General features: G+C 58.2%; 12 protein-coding genes and 1 pseudogene. 1 reads left to right on the forward strand and 12 read right to left on the reverse strand.

Annotated features, from left to right (window positions below):
- Positions 1 to 2288: pseudogene (locus ABJ99_RS20700) on the forward strand (RHS repeat domain-containing protein); the annotation flags it as partial.
- Positions 2289 to 2393: 105 nt separating this feature from the next.
- Here ABJ99_RS20700 and ABJ99_RS20705 read toward each other — a convergent pair.
- The 12 genes from ABJ99_RS20705 to ABJ99_RS20760 all read right to left on the reverse strand — a co-directional run bounded on the left by ABJ99_RS20705 (position 2394) and on the right by ABJ99_RS20760 (position 18815).
- A complete protein-coding gene (locus ABJ99_RS20705; protein ID WP_054087396.1) occupies positions 2394 to 3845 on the reverse strand; it encodes a mannose-1-phosphate guanylyltransferase/mannose-6-phosphate isomerase in 1452 nt (483 codons plus the stop codon).
- A 119-nt stretch (positions 3846 to 3964) separates the two neighbouring features.
- Entirely contained in the window at positions 3965 to 4633 is a 669-nt protein-coding gene (locus tag ABJ99_RS20710) for an alginate O-acetyltransferase AlgF (RefSeq protein ID WP_054087397.1), read from the reverse strand.
- Positions 4634 to 4645: 12 nt separating this feature from the next.
- Entirely contained in the window at positions 4646 to 5821 is a 1176-nt protein-coding gene (locus ABJ99_RS20715) for an alginate O-acetyltransferase (RefSeq protein WP_054087398.1), read from the reverse strand.
- 10 nt (positions 5822 to 5831) lie between these two features.
- Positions 5832 to 7388, reverse strand: coding sequence for an MBOAT family O-acyltransferase (locus ABJ99_RS20720; protein ID WP_054087399.1), 1557 nt, complete (start codon positions 7386 to 7388; stop codon positions 5832 to 5834).
- Between the two features lie 189 nt (positions 7389 to 7577).
- Positions 7578 to 8714 carry a mannuronate-specific alginate lyase gene (locus ABJ99_RS20725; RefSeq protein WP_054087400.1) on the reverse strand — a complete coding sequence of 379 codons (1137 nt, stop codon included), beginning with the start codon at positions 8712 to 8714 and terminating at the stop codon, positions 7578 to 7580.
- Positions 8715 to 8722: 8 nt separating this feature from the next.
- On the reverse strand, positions 8723 to 10162 hold the full coding sequence (locus ABJ99_RS20730) for an alginate O-acetyltransferase AlgX-related protein (protein ID WP_054087401.1): 1440 nt from the start codon (positions 10160 to 10162) through the stop codon (positions 8723 to 8725).
- Between the two features lie 14 nt (positions 10163 to 10176).
- On the reverse strand, positions 10177 to 11784 hold the full coding sequence (algG, locus tag ABJ99_RS20735) for a mannuronan 5-epimerase AlgG (protein ID WP_054087402.1): 1608 nt from the start codon (positions 11782 to 11784) through the stop codon (positions 10177 to 10179).
- 26 nt (positions 11785 to 11810) lie between these two features.
- Positions 11811 to 13292 carry an alginate export family protein gene (locus ABJ99_RS20740; protein ID WP_054087403.1) on the reverse strand — a complete coding sequence of 494 codons (1482 nt, stop codon included), beginning with the start codon at positions 13290 to 13292 and terminating at the stop codon, positions 11811 to 11813.
- Positions 13289 to 14701: an alginate biosynthesis TPR repeat lipoprotein AlgK gene (gene algK / locus ABJ99_RS20745; protein WP_054087404.1), complete on the reverse strand. Its 1413-nt coding sequence runs from the start codon at positions 14699 to 14701 to the stop codon at positions 13289 to 13291. The genes ABJ99_RS20740 and algK overlap by 4 nt, the downstream gene beginning before the upstream one ends.
- A 2-nt stretch (positions 14702 to 14703) precedes the next feature.
- Positions 14704 to 15876 carry an alginate biosynthesis protein Alg44 gene (locus tag ABJ99_RS20750; protein ID WP_054087405.1) on the reverse strand — a complete coding sequence of 391 codons (1173 nt, stop codon included), beginning with the start codon at positions 15874 to 15876 and terminating at the stop codon, positions 14704 to 14706.
- 40 nt (positions 15877 to 15916) lie between these two features.
- Positions 15917 to 17398 carry a mannuronan synthase gene (alg8, locus tag ABJ99_RS20755; RefSeq protein WP_054087406.1) on the reverse strand — a complete coding sequence of 494 codons (1482 nt, stop codon included), beginning with the start codon at positions 17396 to 17398 and terminating at the stop codon, positions 15917 to 15919.
- A 100-nt stretch (positions 17399 to 17498) separates the two neighbouring features.
- Positions 17499 to 18815: a nucleotide sugar dehydrogenase gene (locus tag ABJ99_RS20760; RefSeq protein WP_007252968.1), complete on the reverse strand. Its 1317-nt coding sequence runs from the start codon at positions 18813 to 18815 to the stop codon at positions 17499 to 17501.
- Positions 18816 to 19623: the final 808 nt, after the last annotated feature.

Raw genomic sequence — 19623 nt, forward strand, 5'->3', positions numbered from 1 at the left:
TATGGCGGCCCTGATTCGACCGCGTATAACCAGTGCGGTCAGTTGATTCGTCATGACGATCCGGCAGGTACGCGGCTTGACGATGAGTTCGGTCTTTCCGGAAGTGTGATCAGTCAAACGCGGCGCTTTCTGCAAAACCTCGACGAGCCTGACTGGCCCGAGTCACTGACCGGGCGCGATGCCTTGCTGGAGCTTGGCGAAGGGGCGACTACTCGCTGGCGCTACAACTCCGTGAACGAAACTCTCCGGCAGACTGATGCGCAGGGCAATGTTCAGTTTCTGGATTACACCGTCGCTGGGCTGTTGAAAGGCAGTCGTTTGCAAATGAATGGTCAAGCCGAACAGGTTCTGGTCAGTGCCATTCAATACGATGCACAGGAGCGGGTGGTGTCGGAAACGGCGGGCAACGGTGTGATGAGCACTGCGCGGTATGACACTGAAGACGGCCGTTTGCTGGCGTTGAATGCCACGCGTAGTAATGGGCAGTTGTTGCAGGATTTGCGTTACGGCTATGACCCGGTCGGTAATGTGATCCGTGTCGATGATCGTGCTCTGCCAGCCATCTCCAAAGGTCAGCGCATCGACTCGATTTCGACCTATCAATACGACACGCTTTATCAACTGATCGAAGCCTCGGGCAGGGAATGGGCAGTCGTTAATCACGGCCCGGTGCTGCCTGGTTTCCAGAGTCCTGCCGATCCTTCGACGCTGGCTGATTACACGCAGACGTATCGCTACGATGCCGGCGGCAACCTGCAGCAGCTTACCCATACAGGCACGCAATCCCATTCGCGCACGCTGGTCACCGCACGTTGCAGCAACCGCAGTCTGCCGGTGATCAATGGCCACATACCTGACGAAGCAGAAATTGCTGCTGCCTTCGATGCCAACGGTAATCTGCTTGCGCTGCAAGCCGGACAAAACCTGAGCTGGGACCGACGCAACCAGTTGCAGCACGTGCGCCCCGTTATTCGTGAAAATGGCATGGACGACAGCGAACGCTACAGCTACGACGCCAGNTGCCCGGTCTTGAAATCCGAACCGATACTGCCACTGGCGAAACCCTGCACGTTGTTGTGGCCCAGGCCGGGCGCAATAACGTGCGCGTGCTGCATTGGGCGTCTGGCAAGCCCGACGCGCTTGAAAATGATCAGACTCGCTACACATTGAACGACCACCTGGGATCCGGCACGCTGGAACTGGATGGACAGGCGCAGCGTATCAGCCAGGAAAGTTATTACCCGTTCGGCGGCACGTCATGGTGGGCGGGGCGCAATGCGATTGAGGTGAGCTACAAGACCGTGCGTTATTCGGGCAAGGAACGGGATGCGACAGGGCTTTATTATTACGGTTTGCGGTATTACGCACCTTGGTTACAGCGTTGGATCAATCCGGACCCGGCGGGGGCGGTGGATGGGTTGAACGTGTATCTGTTTGTCCGTAATGATCCTTGCGGAGGTAGTGACGATGGTGGACTGGTTTATCGAGGAATGAATGATCGTATTGATCGACATTATGATAAGACGCACACGATCAAATACCGAGGGGTCTCAGATATGCGGCGGGCCGACGAGCATAAACTGGTGTACACATTAGATCTCGCGCTAGAGGAAAGCGTAGCCGTTATGACGCGTGAAGTAGAGAAGCTGAAGGCGGGTGATACTAATGATCTTTATGCCTTTCTCGGTATGAAAAAAAACGATCAAAAGGGCTCATCCAGTCGGCTCGTAAAAACAGTTATAAACGGCTATGAAAAGCTCATTAAGTCTGTTGCTCGTTATCAGGACGGGGGAGATTTGCGCGACCAGCTAGTCTCTGTTGAAGGGCATCCGGAAACGCCGAATACGACAGCATTTGTTATAAAGAGCGATCCCCATAGGCGTTTGTTTTTTACTGACCATGCGAGAACATTAAATGTGGTGTCCAGTGTGCAGACTCTCATTCATGAAGTGTCTCATTTGGAGCTTGATACGAATGACGATTTCTACTACTCGGGCTTTGACCTGAAGGCCACGTTTTCCCCCGATTTTGCAGGAGGTCTTTTAAACTTTAGTGTCAAAGAAGCCGTTCTGAAGAATGTGGACTTAAGAGCGAGCTATAAGCCGTGGCGTCATGGGTTCAAAAAATTTGAAACATGGTTGTCTCAGGTGGCTGACTTTTGGGGAGGCTTCGCCGTCGCTCAGATCAGCCCAAAGAGAAGCCTGGCATTGCATAAACTGTCAATTGATCGCTTTGAGGCGAGAGGGGCTGGCCGCCATGCCTCAAACCATCAGCGTAAAAGCACATGAACGAATATAAGCAACTCTCACAGCAAAAGCCCCCGGCAATAATGTGCGCATGACACTACGCAAAGAATTACCGGGGGCTGTCTCACTTGCAGCTAAAAGCGTCTGTCAGCGCGCAATCGTCTGCGTCTTCACACCCGCTTCCAGCGCATTCGAACGACCGTAGATATCTTCGAAACGCTCGATATCGTCTTCGCCCAGGTAGCTACCCGATTGCACTTCGATGATTTCCAACGGGATTTTTCCCGGGTTTTTCAGGCGATGCACCGAGGCGATCGGGATGTAGGTGGACTGGTTTTCCGTGAGCAGGAACACGTTCTCGTCGCAGGTCACTTGCGCAGTGCCGGATACCACGATCCAGTGCTCGGCGCGGTGGTGGTGCATCTGCAGCGACAGACTGGCGCCAGGCTTGACCGAAATGCGTTTGACCTGGAAGCGGCCACCCATGTCGACCGAATCGTAAGAGCCCCACGGACGATACACTTCGAGGTGGTTCTGGGTTTCGCTGCGGCCACGTTCGTTCAGGGTAGCGACCATCTGCTTGACGCCCTGAACCTTGTCTTTGTGGGCAATCATCATGGCGTCTTTGGTTTCGACGACGACGATGTTGTCCAGACCGATCACCGACACCAGTTTGCCGTTGCCATGGATCATGCAGTTGCGGCTGTCCTGGATAACGACGTCACCCTTGGTGACGTTGCCGTTGGCGTCCTTGGCGTTGACTTCCCACAGCGACGACCAGCAGCCGACATCGCTCCAGCCAGCCGACAGCGGTACGACGCAGGCGCGTTGGGTTTTTTCCATGACCGCGTAGTCGATGGAGTTGTCCGGGCAGCAGGCGAAGGTAGAGGCGTCGATTTCAAGCGCGTCGCCGTCCTGCACGCTGCGCTCGAGGGTCAGCAGGCAGGTGTCGTAGATGTCCGGATCGTGCTTTTTCAGTTCTTCCAGGAAGCGGCTGGCGCGGAACAGGAACATGCCGCTGTTCCAGTAATAACCACCGGCTTCGACGAATTCCTGGGCGCGTTTTTCGTCAGGCTTCTCGACGAATTGCGACACGCGGCTGACGCCTTCCGGCAGCAGGGCGTCGGCGGTCGATTTGATGTAGCCATAGCCGGTTTCCGGCTTGTTGGCAGGCACACCGAACAGCACCATTTCGCCGCGCTCGGCCGCAACGGTGGCCAGCGCCAGTGCGCGTTGCAGGGCTTTCTGATCTTCGATGACGTGGTCGGCAGGCAGCACCAGCATCAGACCGTCGTTGCCCTCATTGACCAGCTTCATGGCGGTCAGGGCGACGGCTGGCGCGGTGTTGCGACCGAACGGTTCCAGCAGAATGGACTGGGTTTGCAGGTTCAGCGCGGCAAGTTGCTCGTTGACGATGAAACGGTGGTCTTTGTTGCAGACCACGATAGGCTCCTGCATGCCTTCGAACAGCAGGCGCTGCAGAGTTTGCTGGAACAACGTGTGTTCGCCGGTCAGTGCCAGGAACTGTTTCGGGAATTGTTTACGCGAAAGCGGCCAGAGTCGTGAACCACTACCGCCTGACAAGATAACTGGAATCATTTTGTTTCTCCAATAGCATTCAATTTGGGCTGTACGAGGTGTCTGTCGTTTCTGTCTTGTTCTTGTTCCGCGCGGGTCGGTTCAACGCTGAGGCCCTGAACCGACCGGCATAATCCGTATTAGCGGGTTGCGACCGGTGGCTTGACCCACACTGGCGAGAGGCTGCTGCCACTGCCGGTGATGTAGAGCACGGCGGCTTCGCCACGCTCCAGCGCCACGGGTTTCACATCGGTGACTTTCTTGTCGCCGTCGTACAGCGCCAGGCTGACCTTGACCGGGTTGATTTCACGCTCGCCGGTGCCTTTTGCCGCTACAGCCTTGACCACGTCGGTCTTGCCGTCAGCGGTTTTCAGGGTCAGGGACTTGTCGCTCAGGTTCTGAACGCGAACCAGGGATTTCTGCTTGTTCTTGAACGGTGGTTCTTCAACCAGCTGCGGCTTGCCGCTGGCGTTGTTGACCAGGGTGTAATAGTGGTCGCCGGCCAGTTTCACCGGCATGCTCTGGCTGCCCAGCTTGGCGGTGTAGTCGCCCTGTGGCATGAAGCTGAACGCAGTGCTGCCCAGTGGCGCCACTTCGTTGAGGTTGGTGTTGCCGACGCTGGCGCTGATTTCGCTGCTGCTGGCGTTGTAGACGCGAACGAACGTCGAGCCTTTGGGCGCAGTCGGGCCGTACAGGGCGGAGTCACCGGCGAATGCTTGCAGGGACATCAGGCCCAGACCGGCAGCCAGTGCGCAGGTTTTGAACAGGCGTTTGGCGGTCGAGCGGTTAGCAGTAGTGTTAAAAGTCATGAGTCAGTCCTCTCAGTTTTGCGCCCGGTTGGGCGACTCGGATGGTTTGGCGTTGAGTGCCACGTTTTCTTGTGTGTCACGCGATTTCTTCAGCTCGGCGATCCACTTCGGATCGAACTCGCCAAGATCGTTGTGGGCCGGCAGGTAGCGTTCCGGGAATTCCCAGATCACCACTTGCGGCGGAGTGTTTTTGAACGCGTCGGTCTGCAGGTACTTGAGCATCGGCAGAATCGGGCCATGGCCGTCTTCGGCGTAGTTGACGACGTCACTGCGCAGCGCCTGTTTCAAAGCACCGACGAAGTTCCAGTTAGGGTTGGCGCTGTAGCTGGTGCCCACCAGGCCGACCGGGATGTCGCTGTCTGCGAACAAGGCGTCATCGCCTGCCGCAGCGCCTTCAACCGGGTCGGTGCTGCGTTTCTGCAACTCGTCCGGCTTGGGCAGCAGGTTGCTGAACAGTGGGTCGAGTGGCAGGAAGGTGGTCAGGTCACCCTTGTACGCTTCAGTGCCCTTGGCCTGGGTGACGAACTGCTCGGGTTCACCTTCCAGTGGCGTTTTCTGGGCAATCGCGGCGCTCAGTTGCTGCGCAGCCACTTCTGCACCCATCGGCGTCCAGTGCGTGTCGGTACGCAGGAACACCTGGCCCTGTTGCTTGGCGGCTTGCAGTGGCGCGAGCAGGTCCGGCGCGAAGATCCCGGCCTTGGCGACCTGCTCGTGGAACTGCTGATACAGGTCCACATGCAGGCTGGCTGGCTTGGTTTCACCGATATGCTCCGGGTACAGACGGGTTTTCGCCGGCACTATGGCCAGTACCAGCTTGGTGCCCTGTTTCTCCAGTGCGTCGCGAACACCCTGAATCAGCGCCAGGTTGTCGGCTTCGTTCTGTTCGCCATTGGCGATGGCGTCGAACTCTTCGTCGGTGTACAGCCACTGGTCTTTGCCCAGCACCACGCCTGGACGGCCTTCATTGAAGAGTTTGAAGTCCAGCGCCGCCCAGAGGTTGGTGCCCAGACGCTTGATCGGGAACTCATCGTCGTAATGAGTTTCCGCCGCCTTGGTCCACTTGCCGTTAAGCACGGTGGTCTCTGCCGACGTCGAGAAGGTGCTGAAGCTGCGCAGCGACCAGATCCCGAGGACCAGCAGAATGCCCAGAAAGATGGCGATGTAGAGGATTCGTAATGAACGTGTCATGTCAGGCTCCTCAGAACTGGAAGTAAAGGAACGGCGAGAAGCTTTGCGCCGAGAGTTTGAGAATCGACGCCACGAACAGCAGCAGAATCAGTGCGCGCATGGCGTAGCGTGGCCAATCGGCTTCCCAGTAGGCCGGTTGCACCTGGGCTTCGCTGCCCACGGTGTAGCCAGGCATATGCAGGCTGCCAGGCACATCGCCGGGAACCGCTTTGATGGTGCCGGGTTGAGCCGTCGCAGGACCGTCAGCCTTGGCGCTCTTGCCGGTGTCTTGTTCGCGGTTCTGGTAGAAGTCACGCAGACCGAAGAACGCCAGCGTGAGGTAGGCCACCACCAGGGTTGCCACTTGCAGACCGGTCAGGCTGGCACGGTTGAGTTCCGACAGCTGCCACTCGCCGAAGCTGAACATGGCGCCGTACATGCGACCGGCCACGTGCAGGTTTTCAGCGCGGAAAATGACCCAGCCGATGACCACCAGCAGGAAGGTCAGCGCCCAGCGGATCACGTTGAAGCTGTAAGGCTTGGTGTTGATGCCGACCGCTTTTTCGATCGCCAGCCACATGCCGTGCCATGCACCCCAGATGATGTAAGTGACGTTGGCACCGTGCCACAGACCACCGAGCAGCATGGTCAGGAACAGGTTGCGATAGGTCGCGAACTTGCCGCCACGGTTGCCGCCCAGAGTGATGTACAGGTAGTCACGCAGCCAGGTGGACAGGCTGATGTGCCAGCGCCGCCAGAACTCGGTGATCGACTGGCTGATGTAAGGCTGTTTGAAGTTTTCCATGAAGCGGAAACCCATCATCAAGCCCAGACCGATGGCCATGTCGCTGTAACCGGAGAAGTCGAAGTACAGTTGCGCGGTGTAGGCCAGCGCGCCGAGCCAGGCGTCGCCGGTGGTCGGGTTCTGCAGGGCGAAGCAGTGGTCCGCGACGATGGCCAGGGTGTCGGCAATGAACACTTTCTTGATGAAGCCCTGCATGAATCGCGTGGCACCTTCGGAGAACTTGTCCAGCGTGTGGGTCCGGTTGTTGAACTGGTCCGCCAGATCGCGGAAACGCAGCACCGGCCCGGCAATCAGGTGCGGGAAGATCGCCACGAACGCCGCGAAATCGATCAGGTTGCGGGTGGCCGGGGTGTCGCCGCGGTACACGTCGATGATGTAGCTGATGGACTCGAAGACATAAAACGAGATACCGATCGGCAACAGCACGTGCGTCAGGATGAACGGTTCCAGACCCATGGAGGTCATGGCCGCGTTGATGCTGTCCACGCCGAAGTTGGCGTACTTGAAGTAACCCAGAATACACAGGTCCACGATCACGCCAAGCAGCAGCCATTTCTGCGCCGGTTTGGTTCTTACACCGGCCGCGCCTACCTTGAGCCCGATCCAGTAGTTCCACACCGTCACGCCGATGAACAATGCCAGGAAGTCGACACGCCACCAGGCATAGAAGATATAGCTGGCAATCAGCAGCAGCAGATTGCGATAGCGTTGCCCGCTCAGGTAGTACAAGCCGAGGAAGATCGGCAAGAACAGGAACAGGAACACGTTGGATGAGAAAACCATCCTTATCTCTCCGTTGGTCCAACATACAAGGGCTCAAAGCCCCCCCAAACCCCCCGTTGAAAAGGGGGGTAAAACACGTCGCTTTACGGCTTGTCGGTGAAGCTGCTCAGGCGAGGTCCGGTCTGACGGGTGTGTCGCTTGGGCGTGTGCTTTCGCGGACAAGTCCGCTCCCACAGAGTCAGCAGCGAATCAGGAGCCGTCGTGGCCGCCCTTGTCGCCTTTTTCATGTGTCGGGTCGTAGACCTTGGTCAGGTCGCCGCCCAGGCGGAAAGTTTTGAACGGCTGCTTTTCATGCTTTTCTTCCAGCACATCCGGGCTGCAGGTGTAGAGCGAGCAGTACGGTTCGAGCCAGGCGAATTTCGGGTCCTTTTTCAGGTCCGTCATGTCCTGTTTTTCACCGTTGTGCTGAGCGAAAACCGATGGGTCTTTAACCCCCGCGAGGACGCGATCACCCAGACGCTTCAGAGCGCCGTTGTTTTCCTGACGCAAATCCACACCGTTGGCCTGGGCAAAGCTGGCGATCATGGCCAGTGGCGGCAGGGCGTAGTTGTGATAGGACAGGGCGCGTTGGCGGCGCTTCATCTCGTTGGGCAGGAAACCGTCCTTGTCCACCTGATTGGCGGCGACCTTGAATTCCTTGACGGCCCAATCGAACAGGTCCTGACGGTTGGTCACGACGGCAGTCGCCATCACCGACCAGGCAGCCCAGTACGAGTGGTTGTTGATTTTTTCCAGCGGCAGATTGCTCCAGTCGCTGACCACCTGATCGGCCAGTTTGCTGAACCAGGCTTCAATGATCTGCGTGTCCTGCTGACGATTGGCCAGCGGATGCGATTCGGAGAACTTCAGGCGCAAGTAGGCGGAAGACATGCTGCCCAGTGCCCACTTGCGCATGGATTTGCCGGTGTGGTTGAACTCGCGGGACTCCAGCGCATCGGCCTTGGCCCAGGTGGTCATCATGTTCAGCGCGCAATCGAGCTGTTCAGGACGACCGTCGCGCATGTACTGCATGACGATTTTGCTGACGCCACGCTCAAGGTCGGTGATGTCCTTGGTTGCGTCGCGAAACGCTTCTTCGGAGACCGCGTTGAGCGTCGCGCGGGCTTTGTCCGAACCTTCGTACTTGCTGCGGAACACCAGCTTGTCGGTGTAAGGCTTGGGAATGGCTTCACAAGTAAAGTTGTGATCGCCCGTCTTCATTTTTTCGATTGGAGCGTCATAGCCCTTTGGTGGAACCAGCGCGGCGGACGCGCCCGTAGCCCAGGCCATCGATGACAGGATTGCCAGCGACAGCAGGGTAGGGCGGATCAGTTTAGGAGTCTGCATAATTCACCTCATAGTCCGGCTTGAGCGTTGTTTTTCGCGACGCCCGGGAACACGTTGCGTTTGCATACTTTGGCTTCGACTTTCTGTGGTGCAGTGCCTGCTTCCGGTCCCTGGATTTCCAGTGCCAGCAGTTGCTGGTTGGCCCAGTCCTCGTCTTCGCGCAATTCGAAAGAGAAACGCCCATCGGTATCGGACGTTTCAGGCTTCTCGATTTTCAGATCCTCGTGGCGACCGTTCATGTACCAGAGCCTGGCCTGAAGGGTTTTCACCGACGTGTCGTCAAATTTGATATCGATCTGGTTGCTGCCATTACGGATGTCTTTGATGCCGTTTTTGCCGTTGACCAGTACTTCGTTGTTGCCTGGCTTGAGGGTCGTGCTGGCGCTCATGACGGCAGGTTTGCCTTCGCAGCCGTTGTCCAGCAGCGACATCATCTGGCGATAGATGGTTTCCTGGTCCAGGCGGTACAGCGGCGAGAACTCCCAGATCAGAATTTTCGGCGGACGCTTCTGGAAGTCTTCGCTGCCCAGGTACTGCAACATCGCACCTTCCAGACCGCCACCGGGGAACGCCACGTTCAGCACGTCGGCACTGAGGTCTTCCTGCAGGAAGCCGCCGAAGTTGTAGTTCTTGCCGCTGTGGCTGGTGCCGACCAGGGTGATTTCCGGGTTGCCGGAATCGCCGAACAGGTCGCCGTCGGCGGCCTCACCCTTGGGCTCGGTGCTGAACTGGTCCATGTATTGCACCGCATAACTGGTGCCGCACAATTGACCGGCCATGTTATGCAGGGTGCCGTTCTTGCCCATGCGCCCGGAAATGTGGCTTTCGAACTCACGCTTCGGAATGCTGGCGTAGGACGGAATTTTCTTCACGGTTTCGGCGACGATTTTCGCTGTGCGCTGCGCGCCGTATGGCGTCCAGTGCTGGTCACCGCGGAAGTAGAAATCATGCGCCTGCTGCTCGTTGGTCAACGGCGACAGATCAGGCACCCAGTAGCCCAGCTTGCTGAAGCGACCGAGCATGGCCTGATAGTTGGTCAGCGCCTTGTTGTAGTCGAACTTGTCGCGATCAGCCGGAAACAGTTTGTTGCGATCAACCAGACCACGGGTCGGCTGATAAACCACGACCAGCTCGACGCCCTTGCTCTTGAACGCATCGTGCAGTTCTTTCAGACGGCGGTAGCCGGCGGGCGTGGTGTCGAACTCGGTGCGCAAGTCCTCCTGAGTACGGAACAGCCAGTCACCCTGCGCTTGAATCAGCGTGGTGAAATTCTGCTGATAGCGCGAAACGTAGTTTTTTGCGTCGTGCGCGGCCGGGCACAGGCTGCAGCATGGCTCGGCCTTGAAGGTCGGCGCTTGCAAGTCGTCCGCGCGAGCTGCACCGGCGGCGGCCATCAGCGCGGCGGTGAGGCTGGACAGACTCAACAGCTTGATCAAATGTGCGTGCATAGCAATACCCTTCCTCATTCCCGCAGCTCGGTCTGGCTTTCGACGGGGTCGATCAATACGGCTTTCTTCTGGCGTACCAACAGGTCGAGGATTTCGTCCTGGCGATCACCGAGGACGCCGTTGAGGCTTATGCCCACTTCTTTGGTCGGCATCAGCATCGAGACGCGATACAGCTCGACGCTCAATGGCGAGTCGATGGACAGCGGGCCAGAGCCGTTGCCGGCCAGTTCGCCACCCACCATGATCAGCGACACCTGAGCGTCGAACGGGTCGAGCTCGATGTCGCGGTCGGTGTCGCCCAGGTCTTTGATGTGGCCGTAGACGCCCATCAGGCCATTGGCTGTGGCGATGTTTTCGTACAGCTTGATGTTCACACTGTTGCGCACGCGGATACCGTGACGGCGGTTGGCAATCACGCGGTTGCCCCACAGCAGGTTGTTGCCGCTTTCGTACAGGGTGATGCCGTCGGTGTGGTTCTGATAGATCTCGTTGTAAGCGACGATGTTGCCGACGCTGTTACGGTCCAGAACCACGCCGGACAATCTGTTGTTGTGGCTCTTGTTGCGGAAGATGAAGCTGTTGTCCACTTCCCGGGAAATAATGATCCCGTGCTTTTTCTTGGTCCCGTACACGTCGTTCTCGGCGATGATCAGACCGTGTGAACGGTCGTGCGGGTCAATGCCGTAAACGATGTTGTCGCGGTAGGTGTTGCCCTTGACCACGAAGTCGCGGGTCTCATAGCAGTAGAAGCCGTACCACAGGTCCGAGAACTCGGAGTCGATGATCCAGCCGGTAGGCTCGGGACGCTTGAGGATCTTCGCGGTGTTCGGCGTGTACTGGGAAATACTGATGCCGTACGACTTGCTCTTGTCGTAGCCCATGCTCGCCATTTTGGTGTTGGCGATCCAGGTTTCCGAGCCGCCCCAGGTCAGCAGGAACGGGCGAAATTCGTCGGGCTTGCGATAAGCCGCCAGACCGTTGCGGGCTTCACTCCAGGCGTTGACCTGAGTGTGAGTGATCAGCATCTTGCCTTCGCTGACGATGAACGAACCCTTCTCCTGAGACAGACGCAGTTCCTTGGTTCTGCTGTCGATCTCGAAGATCCCGGTCTCTTTGACGAGGATCGGCAAGCGCGCCACGTAGACACCCGGCGACACTTCATCGAGAAACTGCCTGGGCACTTTCTTCGCCAGGTCCTGCAGGCTCACGTAGCCATCGGAAATCATGATGGCCTGAGGGATGCCCCGCTGACGGGTTACCCATTCGGCCATCTTGTTATCGCCGCCGATGAATTCCTTGAGGCCGGTTTCTTCCATCATCCGCGCGACAGTGACCTTGCCGGGCTTGTTGCGCACGATTTTTTTCAGCGCGGCCTCGGCGGTATAACCGCTGAGGTCAGGCAGTACTGGTTTGGCCATCTCCAGCGGTGCAGTCGGCGGGCTGGTGATGGTGTAGGTCTTGGCCTGTTGCAGTCCCTTGACCAGCTTCGGGGCCTCGGACACGACAGGCGCGTTGGCCAGCGCGACGCCGCTGGCCATCAGCAGGGCGCTGGTCAGCACTGCGCTTTCGAGCAGGACCTGTGACCAGTTGCGATTGCGCCCGTTGCTAGCTTGACTGTTCATCTCTCGCACTCCTATGGCGGTTCGCATCAGAAGCGCCAGATGACGTCGACGACAGCGCGGTGCATGTAGCTGTCCACGTTGCTCTGATAGGCGTCGCCGGGCTTGAAGACACCTGCGCGCAAGCGCACCAGTGCCGAAGGTTCATCGAACGACTGACTGAGCGAAGCGGGCAGCAGGCCTTGCTTGAAGTACTTGGTCACGACCAGATCCATTTCCTGACCCAGGTCCTTGCTTCCGTCTTCCAGTGGCAGCGAGCTGAACGTACCGTCGCGGTTGTCATTGACCGCGTTGATGCCCGAACCGCCGATGCCGGTGTTGCCATCGACACGACGGAACCTGTGGTAGATCAGCGAGGCGTCATATTCCTCGTTCATCTGCCAGGAGGCGAACAGTGAGCCGGTTTCCACGTTGGCCATTTCGCCCTGGAAGGCTTCGCCGAAGCGATGAATGCGCGAACGCGTGCCGGTCCAGTTGGAGCGGTTACTTTCCAGACCGTTCTGGACGTAATCCTTGCTGGCGCGCGAGTAGGCCGCGCCGACCTGCCACTGCGGGTCAAGACGCAGGCGCAGGCCCAGGTCGGTGGCCCAGCCGTTCATGTCGCGGCTGTTCTTGGGACCGGCGATAAACTGGTTATTGCCGGGCGAGGTCACGCCGATCTCGTCGCGCGTGCCGTCCAGCCAGGTCAGGCTGCCCCAGTAATTGAGCTGATTCATGTTGCTGCGATAGTTGTAAGCGTCGCTGTCCGCCTGCAGGCCTACCCAGGTCAGGTCGCCATTGGAGGTCTTGTCCAGATCGTCGAGCACCTGGCCCTGCGACTTGAGTTTGCCGTCGTCGGCGCTGTGATGCGCGCGGATGCCGGCCCAGTGGCCCGGTGTCCACTGATAGCTGACCGAGCCGAACAGGTGCTTGCGATCTTCGTCGTCTGGCGCGAGTTCGGTCAGGTCGGTGCGGTATTCGCTGAAGCGCTGGGCAGCACCCAGTTCAGCCCGCAACAGGGAGGTATCGAACGACCAGTTGATAGCCTCGATATTGGTATCGTGCCATTGACCGTCATCGTTGCGCAGGCGCTGGCGACCGACTTTCAGGATCTCGCCGGGGTAGGGCGTGAAACCGCTGTAGCCGATCCAGAATTCACGCAGGGCCGCGTAGGTTTTGTCGGCTTCACGCTCGCTGGCGGTGCCGCGTGAGGTTTGCGTGCCGCTGCCGTCGGCGTTGTTCTGCTCCAGCGGGTCGGTCTGAATGATGTCGGTGGCGGTGACTACCTGGCCCATGGCATAACCGCTCCAGTCGCCGCGCTCGCCGTACACCCAGGGACGCACGTCCAGGCCTGCACCGTTGACGTCGCCGCCCGAACGGGTGCCCAGATCGCGATCATCCTCGGCCTGTGCCGTGGCTTTGATTTCGATACCGAAATTCTGTTGTTCGGTCAGCGCTGCCAGTGTCGGGCAGGCCCACAACAGGGTGAAGCCAAGGCCCATGCCGGCGGCCATCAGGGGATTCAACTTCATAGTGCTTCCTCACCGTCTTTTTCTTCTTGCAGGGCCTGCATTGCCATCGTGTTCTGAGTGGCGGTAGCGCCCCGGACTTTTTGCTCGCGGGCCAACAAATCTTTTGCAGTGGCGAGCTTTTCAGGCGGCAGTTGGGTATTGAGGGCCTCGGCAAGCTCGGTGGCTTGCGGGGTCTGGCTGGCCAGCGCCAATTGGGCGAAGACCCAGGCATTGACCGGATCAGGCTGGGTGCCCTTGCCCTGCGAGAACAGCTGCGCGAGAGCGAAGTCAGCGCTGTTCTGGCCACCACGGGCGGCGGTCAGCAATTCGTCCACGGCTTTTTGTGGGTAGACCTGACCCAGGTAACCCCGACGATAGATCTGCCCCAGGTAGTAATGGGCGGAGATTTCCGTCGCTGTGGCTTTTTTCAGATGTTCTTCAGCTTTGAATGCGTCAGGGGTGACCCACTTGCCTTCGTAATACAGGCGGCCAAGCAGCAGTTCGGCGCGGGGCTGATCCGCTGCACGGCCGTTATCGAGGTATTCCATCATCTTGTTGACGTCGCCCAGTTCGGGGAAGTCGTAAAGCAGTTTGGCCAGCGTGACCCACGAGATCGGGTAGCCAGGCGCGATGCCTTCCAGCAATTGCTGAGCGGTTTTTTCGTCCGGCGTGCCGATGGTGGCGTCGCCCAATACCCGCGCAACGCTGTCGACTCGCTGAGCGTTGACGCGACCTGCCGCGTGTTCGCTCTTGAGTTTTTCGATCAACGCCGCCTGTTGCTCGGCCTGACCGCGGGTCTGGTAGACAGTGGCCAGTTCCACGTAGCAAATGTCAGTCGCCGCCAGTGCCTGCTTGCAGATGCTTTCGACTTCATCCAGATGCTGCGCGTAGGTGCCTTGAGTGCGGTACAGCAGCACTTGCGCCAGACCGGCTTCCGGATAACCGGCAGCACGCCATTCGCTGATTTTCTGCTGCGCGTTCACGTCCGGAAACGTATGCGGGTATTGCAGATACAGCATGGCCAGCGGGATCAGCGTGCCGGACTCACCATTGGCGAAAGCCTTTTTCAGCAGGCCTTCGGCTTCGCGGTGCTCGGCTTCAGTGGCGTCTGGCTTGGCTGCGAGCAGGCGGCCCAGGCGCGACTGCGCGCGAGGCGAAGTCTGCGCCGCGGCCCGATAAGTAGCCTCGGCCTGTTTGAGCAGGGCCGGGTCGCGGGTGCTCACCTGAATGTCGGCCAGGCCGACCTGTGCATCGCTGTAGCCCAGGTCCGCCAGCTGCCGATAGTTCTGCTCCGCCAATGCAGTGTCACCGTTTTTCAGGGCTTCATTGGCAAGGCGTTGATCAGGCAGGCCGGCACATCCGCTCAGGCCGAGCGCGACGGCGAGGCTCAGTAGCGTGGGGGTCGACAGGCGTCGTAGTGGGCTGCTCATGGTTACAGACCCGCAGCCATGGCTTTGTCGAGCAGCCAGTTCACGGACGGACCGCGATCGCTGACGACTTCGACAGGGCGACCGGCCAGTGAGCTGCTCAGGGTTTCGTCAGGCTGGATCTGCACGCGGATGTCGGTGGACAGATCGGTGTTGCTCAGGTTGGTGCTGCTGATGATCTTGCCGGTACGAAGCTGGTCTTCCCCGGCGATCTGGAAGCTGACACGGGTGCCTGGCTTGACGTCGTTGAACTGGCGATAGGTGAAGCGTGCTTCAACGGTAGCCGGTGCGTTGCGCGGCACCAGTTGGAAGATCACCTGGCCCTTGGACGCGAACTGACCGTCGGCTACAAGCTGACGACCGACAACGCAATCGCACGGGCTGGTGAGGGTGCCGCTCATTTGCTTGCCATACAGCTCTTCGATCTTGGCTGGCTGCAAGTCTTCACCGGTCAGGCTGCCCTTGAGCATTTCCAGCATGCTGGTGTTGAAGGTTGCCAATGGCGCGCCTTTGGTGGCTTCGCCGTTCGGACCCACCAGGCTCTGCACGGTGCCTTCGCGGGGCATGGTGACGTCCATGCTCGGAATCGACACCAGGCCGGCAGATGCGTGGCTGACGAAGTACAGGCCGTAGACGGTCTTGAAGATGAAACCGAAAGCCGCCAGACCGACAATGAAGATGCCCAGGCTGAAGGTCACAGCACGCAGACGCCCCAGAGCGCTCATGCCGCTGTCCTTGCCCTTGACCTTGCGAGCCTTGGTGAAGTTGTCGCGCTGCAGTGTAGCGAGTACTTCACCCAGGGTGACGACTTCGCCGGACAGGTGCGAGGTGATCAAGTGGCGCAGGGTAGCGATGTCCTGAGGTTCCAGGTTCTGGAACTGGCAGCCGATCCGGTGTGTGGAGTTGTCGATCGAGCGCACTTGCAGATCGACGTCCATGGCCAGGCCAAGGTTGTCGATGATGAACTGCAGACGGCCTTTGACGATTTGACCTTCGCTGAATTTCTGCCCTGACGGCGCAACAAAACTCAGACCACCGGCCGACAGGTCTTCGATCCGTACCAGCGGCGCGTTGGGTTGATCATTCAGCAGGCGCAGCTTGGCGGGAATCTTGATCCGGGCGTGTTGGCGCTGGGCTTCGGATTCATGTACGACGTTCGCATTCACGGCTGTATTCATGGCTATTTTTCCTACTTAAGCAATTAATCCGTTGGCCCGGTCAAACCATCGTCAACAGCACGGCGACGAAGATGGTGCCAGCCGAGAAAGTCATGGTTCGGGACGACCACGTGTTGAACCAGCCCTGGAAGCTGGCCATGTCGCGACTGAGTTTTGTGTCCTGGCGCGTCCAGGACTGGCGGTCCAGGCGGAAGAAGACGTAAATCTTCATCAGGGCGCCGACGATCTGGTTGTAATAGAGAATGATCGGGTAGGCAGGCCCGATCCTGTGTCCCGAGAGGGACAGCAGCAGGGTGAGGATCAGGCGAGTCATGCCGATCCACAGCAAGTACATCAGCAGGAACGCGCCGCCATATTTGAAGCTCGCGATGAGGGCGACGGTCAGGCCGAGGATGGAGGTCCACATCGACACTCGCTGGTCGAACAGCACGATGCTGGTGAAAATCCCCAGACGACGAACGCCCAGGCCCAGTGCGCGCGAGTTCTGACGCAGGTTGTTGCCGTACCAGCGATACATCAGCTTGCGGCTGGCTTTCAGGAAGCTCTTCTCGGGCGGGTGCTCTACGGTGTTGATCGCCGCATCCGGTACGTAGAACGTGTCGTAACCCAGACGCATCAGGCTGAACCAGCTGGACTTGTCGTCGCCGGTCAGAAACCTGAACGTGCCCAGGCGCCAGTGGTTCAGCGAATCGCTTTCCACGTCGGCGATGAACTCGGGGTCGGTTACCACGGTGGCGCGGAACACTGACATTCGTCCGGTCATGGTCAACACGCGCTTGGACAGGGCCATGGAGCACATGTTGATGTGACGCTGGGCGAAACGCAGTTTGTGCCATTCGCTCATGATGTAGCCGCCACGCACTTCGCAGAACTCGTTGGTGGTCAGGCCGCCAACGTTGTCGAACAGCTGGAACCAGGGCACGGTCTTGGCGACCACACCTTCGTTGAGCACGGTGTCACCATCGATGACCGCAACCACTGCACGGCTGTCGGGCAAGTGACGCGAAATAGCGCGGAAGCCATACGCCAGGCCATCGCGTTTGCCGGTGCCCGGAATACGTACGAAGTCGAGCTTGACGCGTTCCGGCGGGTTGAACTTGGCCCACATGCTCTTGACCAGCAGCTCATCGGACATTTCCACCAGCGAGCAGACGATGGTCGTCGGCAGGCCGCAATCGATCGCTTCGCGGATCACCGAGTTGTACACCTGGGCGGTGGTCAGTGCGTCGATGCGGAAGCTGGTCACCATCAGAAACACATGGGACGGATCTGCCGCGCTGCCCAGCTTGCGTACCTTGCGGCGCAAGTGCGGGTAGACGATGTACAGAAAAATCATCCCGCGCACAAAGTGCGTGATTCCCATCGAGTAGCGCCAGATACCCACAGCGCCAATCAGGAATATGAAGTTCTTCGACTGTGAGTCGAAGATACTGGTGGGCAATGCAGTCGCAAGGCCCATTAATAAACTCAGATAGAACAGCCAACCGGCGGCCTGAAGCAGGCCGTGCTTGAGCCTCTGCATAATCGTATCCCTAAGTCAGTTGCAAGCCTCAAGCCCCAGGCTGCAAGCAGTTGGCTTGAGCTTGTGGCCTGGAGCTTGGCGCTTGTGGCTTGCGGCTGATTTACCAGCAGATACCTTCGGCACGACCGTCTTCGGTGGTGGCATTGGCCATGAAGCCCACCAGGTCGATAACGCGCTTGCCTTCAGGGGTCTTGTTGGCGAGGGCGCGGAAACGCTCGTCGCGGTTACCCAGAATGATGATGTCGGAGTCGTTGATGACCTGGTCGAAGTCCGAATTCAGCAGCGACGAAACGTGCGGAATCTTCGATTCGATGTAGTCCTTGTTGGCGCCGTGAACGCGTGCATATTCAACGTTGCTGTCGAAGATGCTCAGGTCGAAACCTTTACCGATCAGCATTTCGGCCAGCTCTACCAGCGGGCTTTCACGCAGATCGTCAGTACCGGCCTTGAAGCTCAGACCCAGCAGTGCAACTTTGCGGGTGTCGTAGCTGGCAACCATGTCGAACGCGTTCTGAACCTGCGACGTGTTGCTGCGCATCAGGGAGTTGAGCAGAGGTGCTTCAACGTCCAGACTGCTGGCGCGATAGGTCAGGGCGCGAACGTCTTTCGGCAGGCAAGAGCCGCCAAACGCGAAGCCAGGGCGCATGTAGTACTGGGACAGGTTGAGCGCCTTGTCCTGGCAGACAACGTCCATCACTTCACGACCATCGACGCCGACTGCCTTGGCAATGTTGCCGATTTCGTTGGCGAAGGTCACTTTGGTGGCGTGCCACACGTTGCAGGTGTACTTGATCATTTCAGCGACAGCGATGTCCTTGCGGATGATCGGCGCATCGAGTTCTTCGTACAGCGATTGCAGAACGTCGCCCGACGCTTTATCGAACTCGCCGATGACCGTCATCGGTGGCAGGTCGTAGTCTTTGATCGCGGTGCTTTCACGCAGGAATTCAGGGTTTACCGCAACGCCGAAATCAACACCGGCTTTCTTGCCGGAGCAGTCTTCCAGGATGGGAATAACCACATTGGCCACAGTGCCCGGCAGAACAGTACTGCGAACAACGATCGTGTGGCGAGTGTCTTTATCGCGCAGGACATAACCGATTTCACGGCACACGGATTCAATGTAATCCAGTTCCAGGTCGCCGTTTTTCTTGCTGGGCGTACCGACACAGATCATCGACAGGTCAGTGGCGCGAATGGCCTCGGCGAAGTCGGTAGTGCCACGCAATTTGCCGGTAGCAAGGCCTTTTTGCAGCAGTTCTTCCAAGCCAGGTTCAACGATAGGCGACTTGCCGTTATTGATCAGGTCGATCTTGGTGCTGGAGATATCCACACCCACTACGTCGTGACCGCGTGCAGAAAGGCAACCGGCACACACGGCACCGACATAACCCAAACCAAATATGCTGATACGCATCGTATTCTCCTCGATTTTCACGCCATAAAGTGGCTGGATATTAATTTTGGCCAGCAGATGTCACGCGTCAGCAGTAACGGCTGATTAAGCCGACTAACTAACGCAGGCATATTTAATGAGTGAGTGCCCAAATAAAGAGGCGAACTCAAATGACACTAAGTGCAAGCGGCAGGTGACCTGTCCAGCGGGCAGGGCCCTGCTCTCCTTGGATGCAGTAAACCACTCCTGTCTGACGATCGATGGCGGACCTCGGTCGGAAAGCCACTGTTTAGAGCGGCGGCTGCCCTTGTCGAATCCTGCGCATCAAACCTCTCGGCATATCGCCCGTCTACCAACATCAACTAGTGATGTGATCGTGTTTCTGGTCACTGACACTGGCTCCTGGGGACCAGGCTTCCTTGTCAGTACTTCGCCAGTACTTCCCGTACGTCCAGCCAACCTGTAAGTGATCGCTTACACGTTAGCCCGGAATTGTTACGGGATGTAGGAGCGCATGAAATCATATTTAGTTCCGGGCCACTCGTCCTGATTTGCAGGTTTTGATGTGTCAAGGCTGTGACAAAGGACTGGGCGGAAGTGCATGACTTCTGATGAAGGCCTTATGAAACGGGGGTTACGTAAGGATTAATATGAAAGTGCTACTGCGCCAGGCAACCAAAAGGCCACTACTAAAAAAAATTGATTATTTTTCGAGGAAAAAATCGGCGGGAGCGAGAGGGCTTTATTTTGACGTTTCTCTGGCGTCATGATGTTGTCGTTAGTGACTATTAAGCGCGCGTTCAGGGTGTGTAACAGCGAGCTGTTACAC

This window comes from Pseudomonas syringae pv. cilantro, from assembly GCF_001293775.1.
Taxonomy (GTDB): domain Bacteria; phylum Pseudomonadota; class Gammaproteobacteria; order Pseudomonadales; family Pseudomonadaceae; genus Aquipseudomonas; species Aquipseudomonas syringae_P.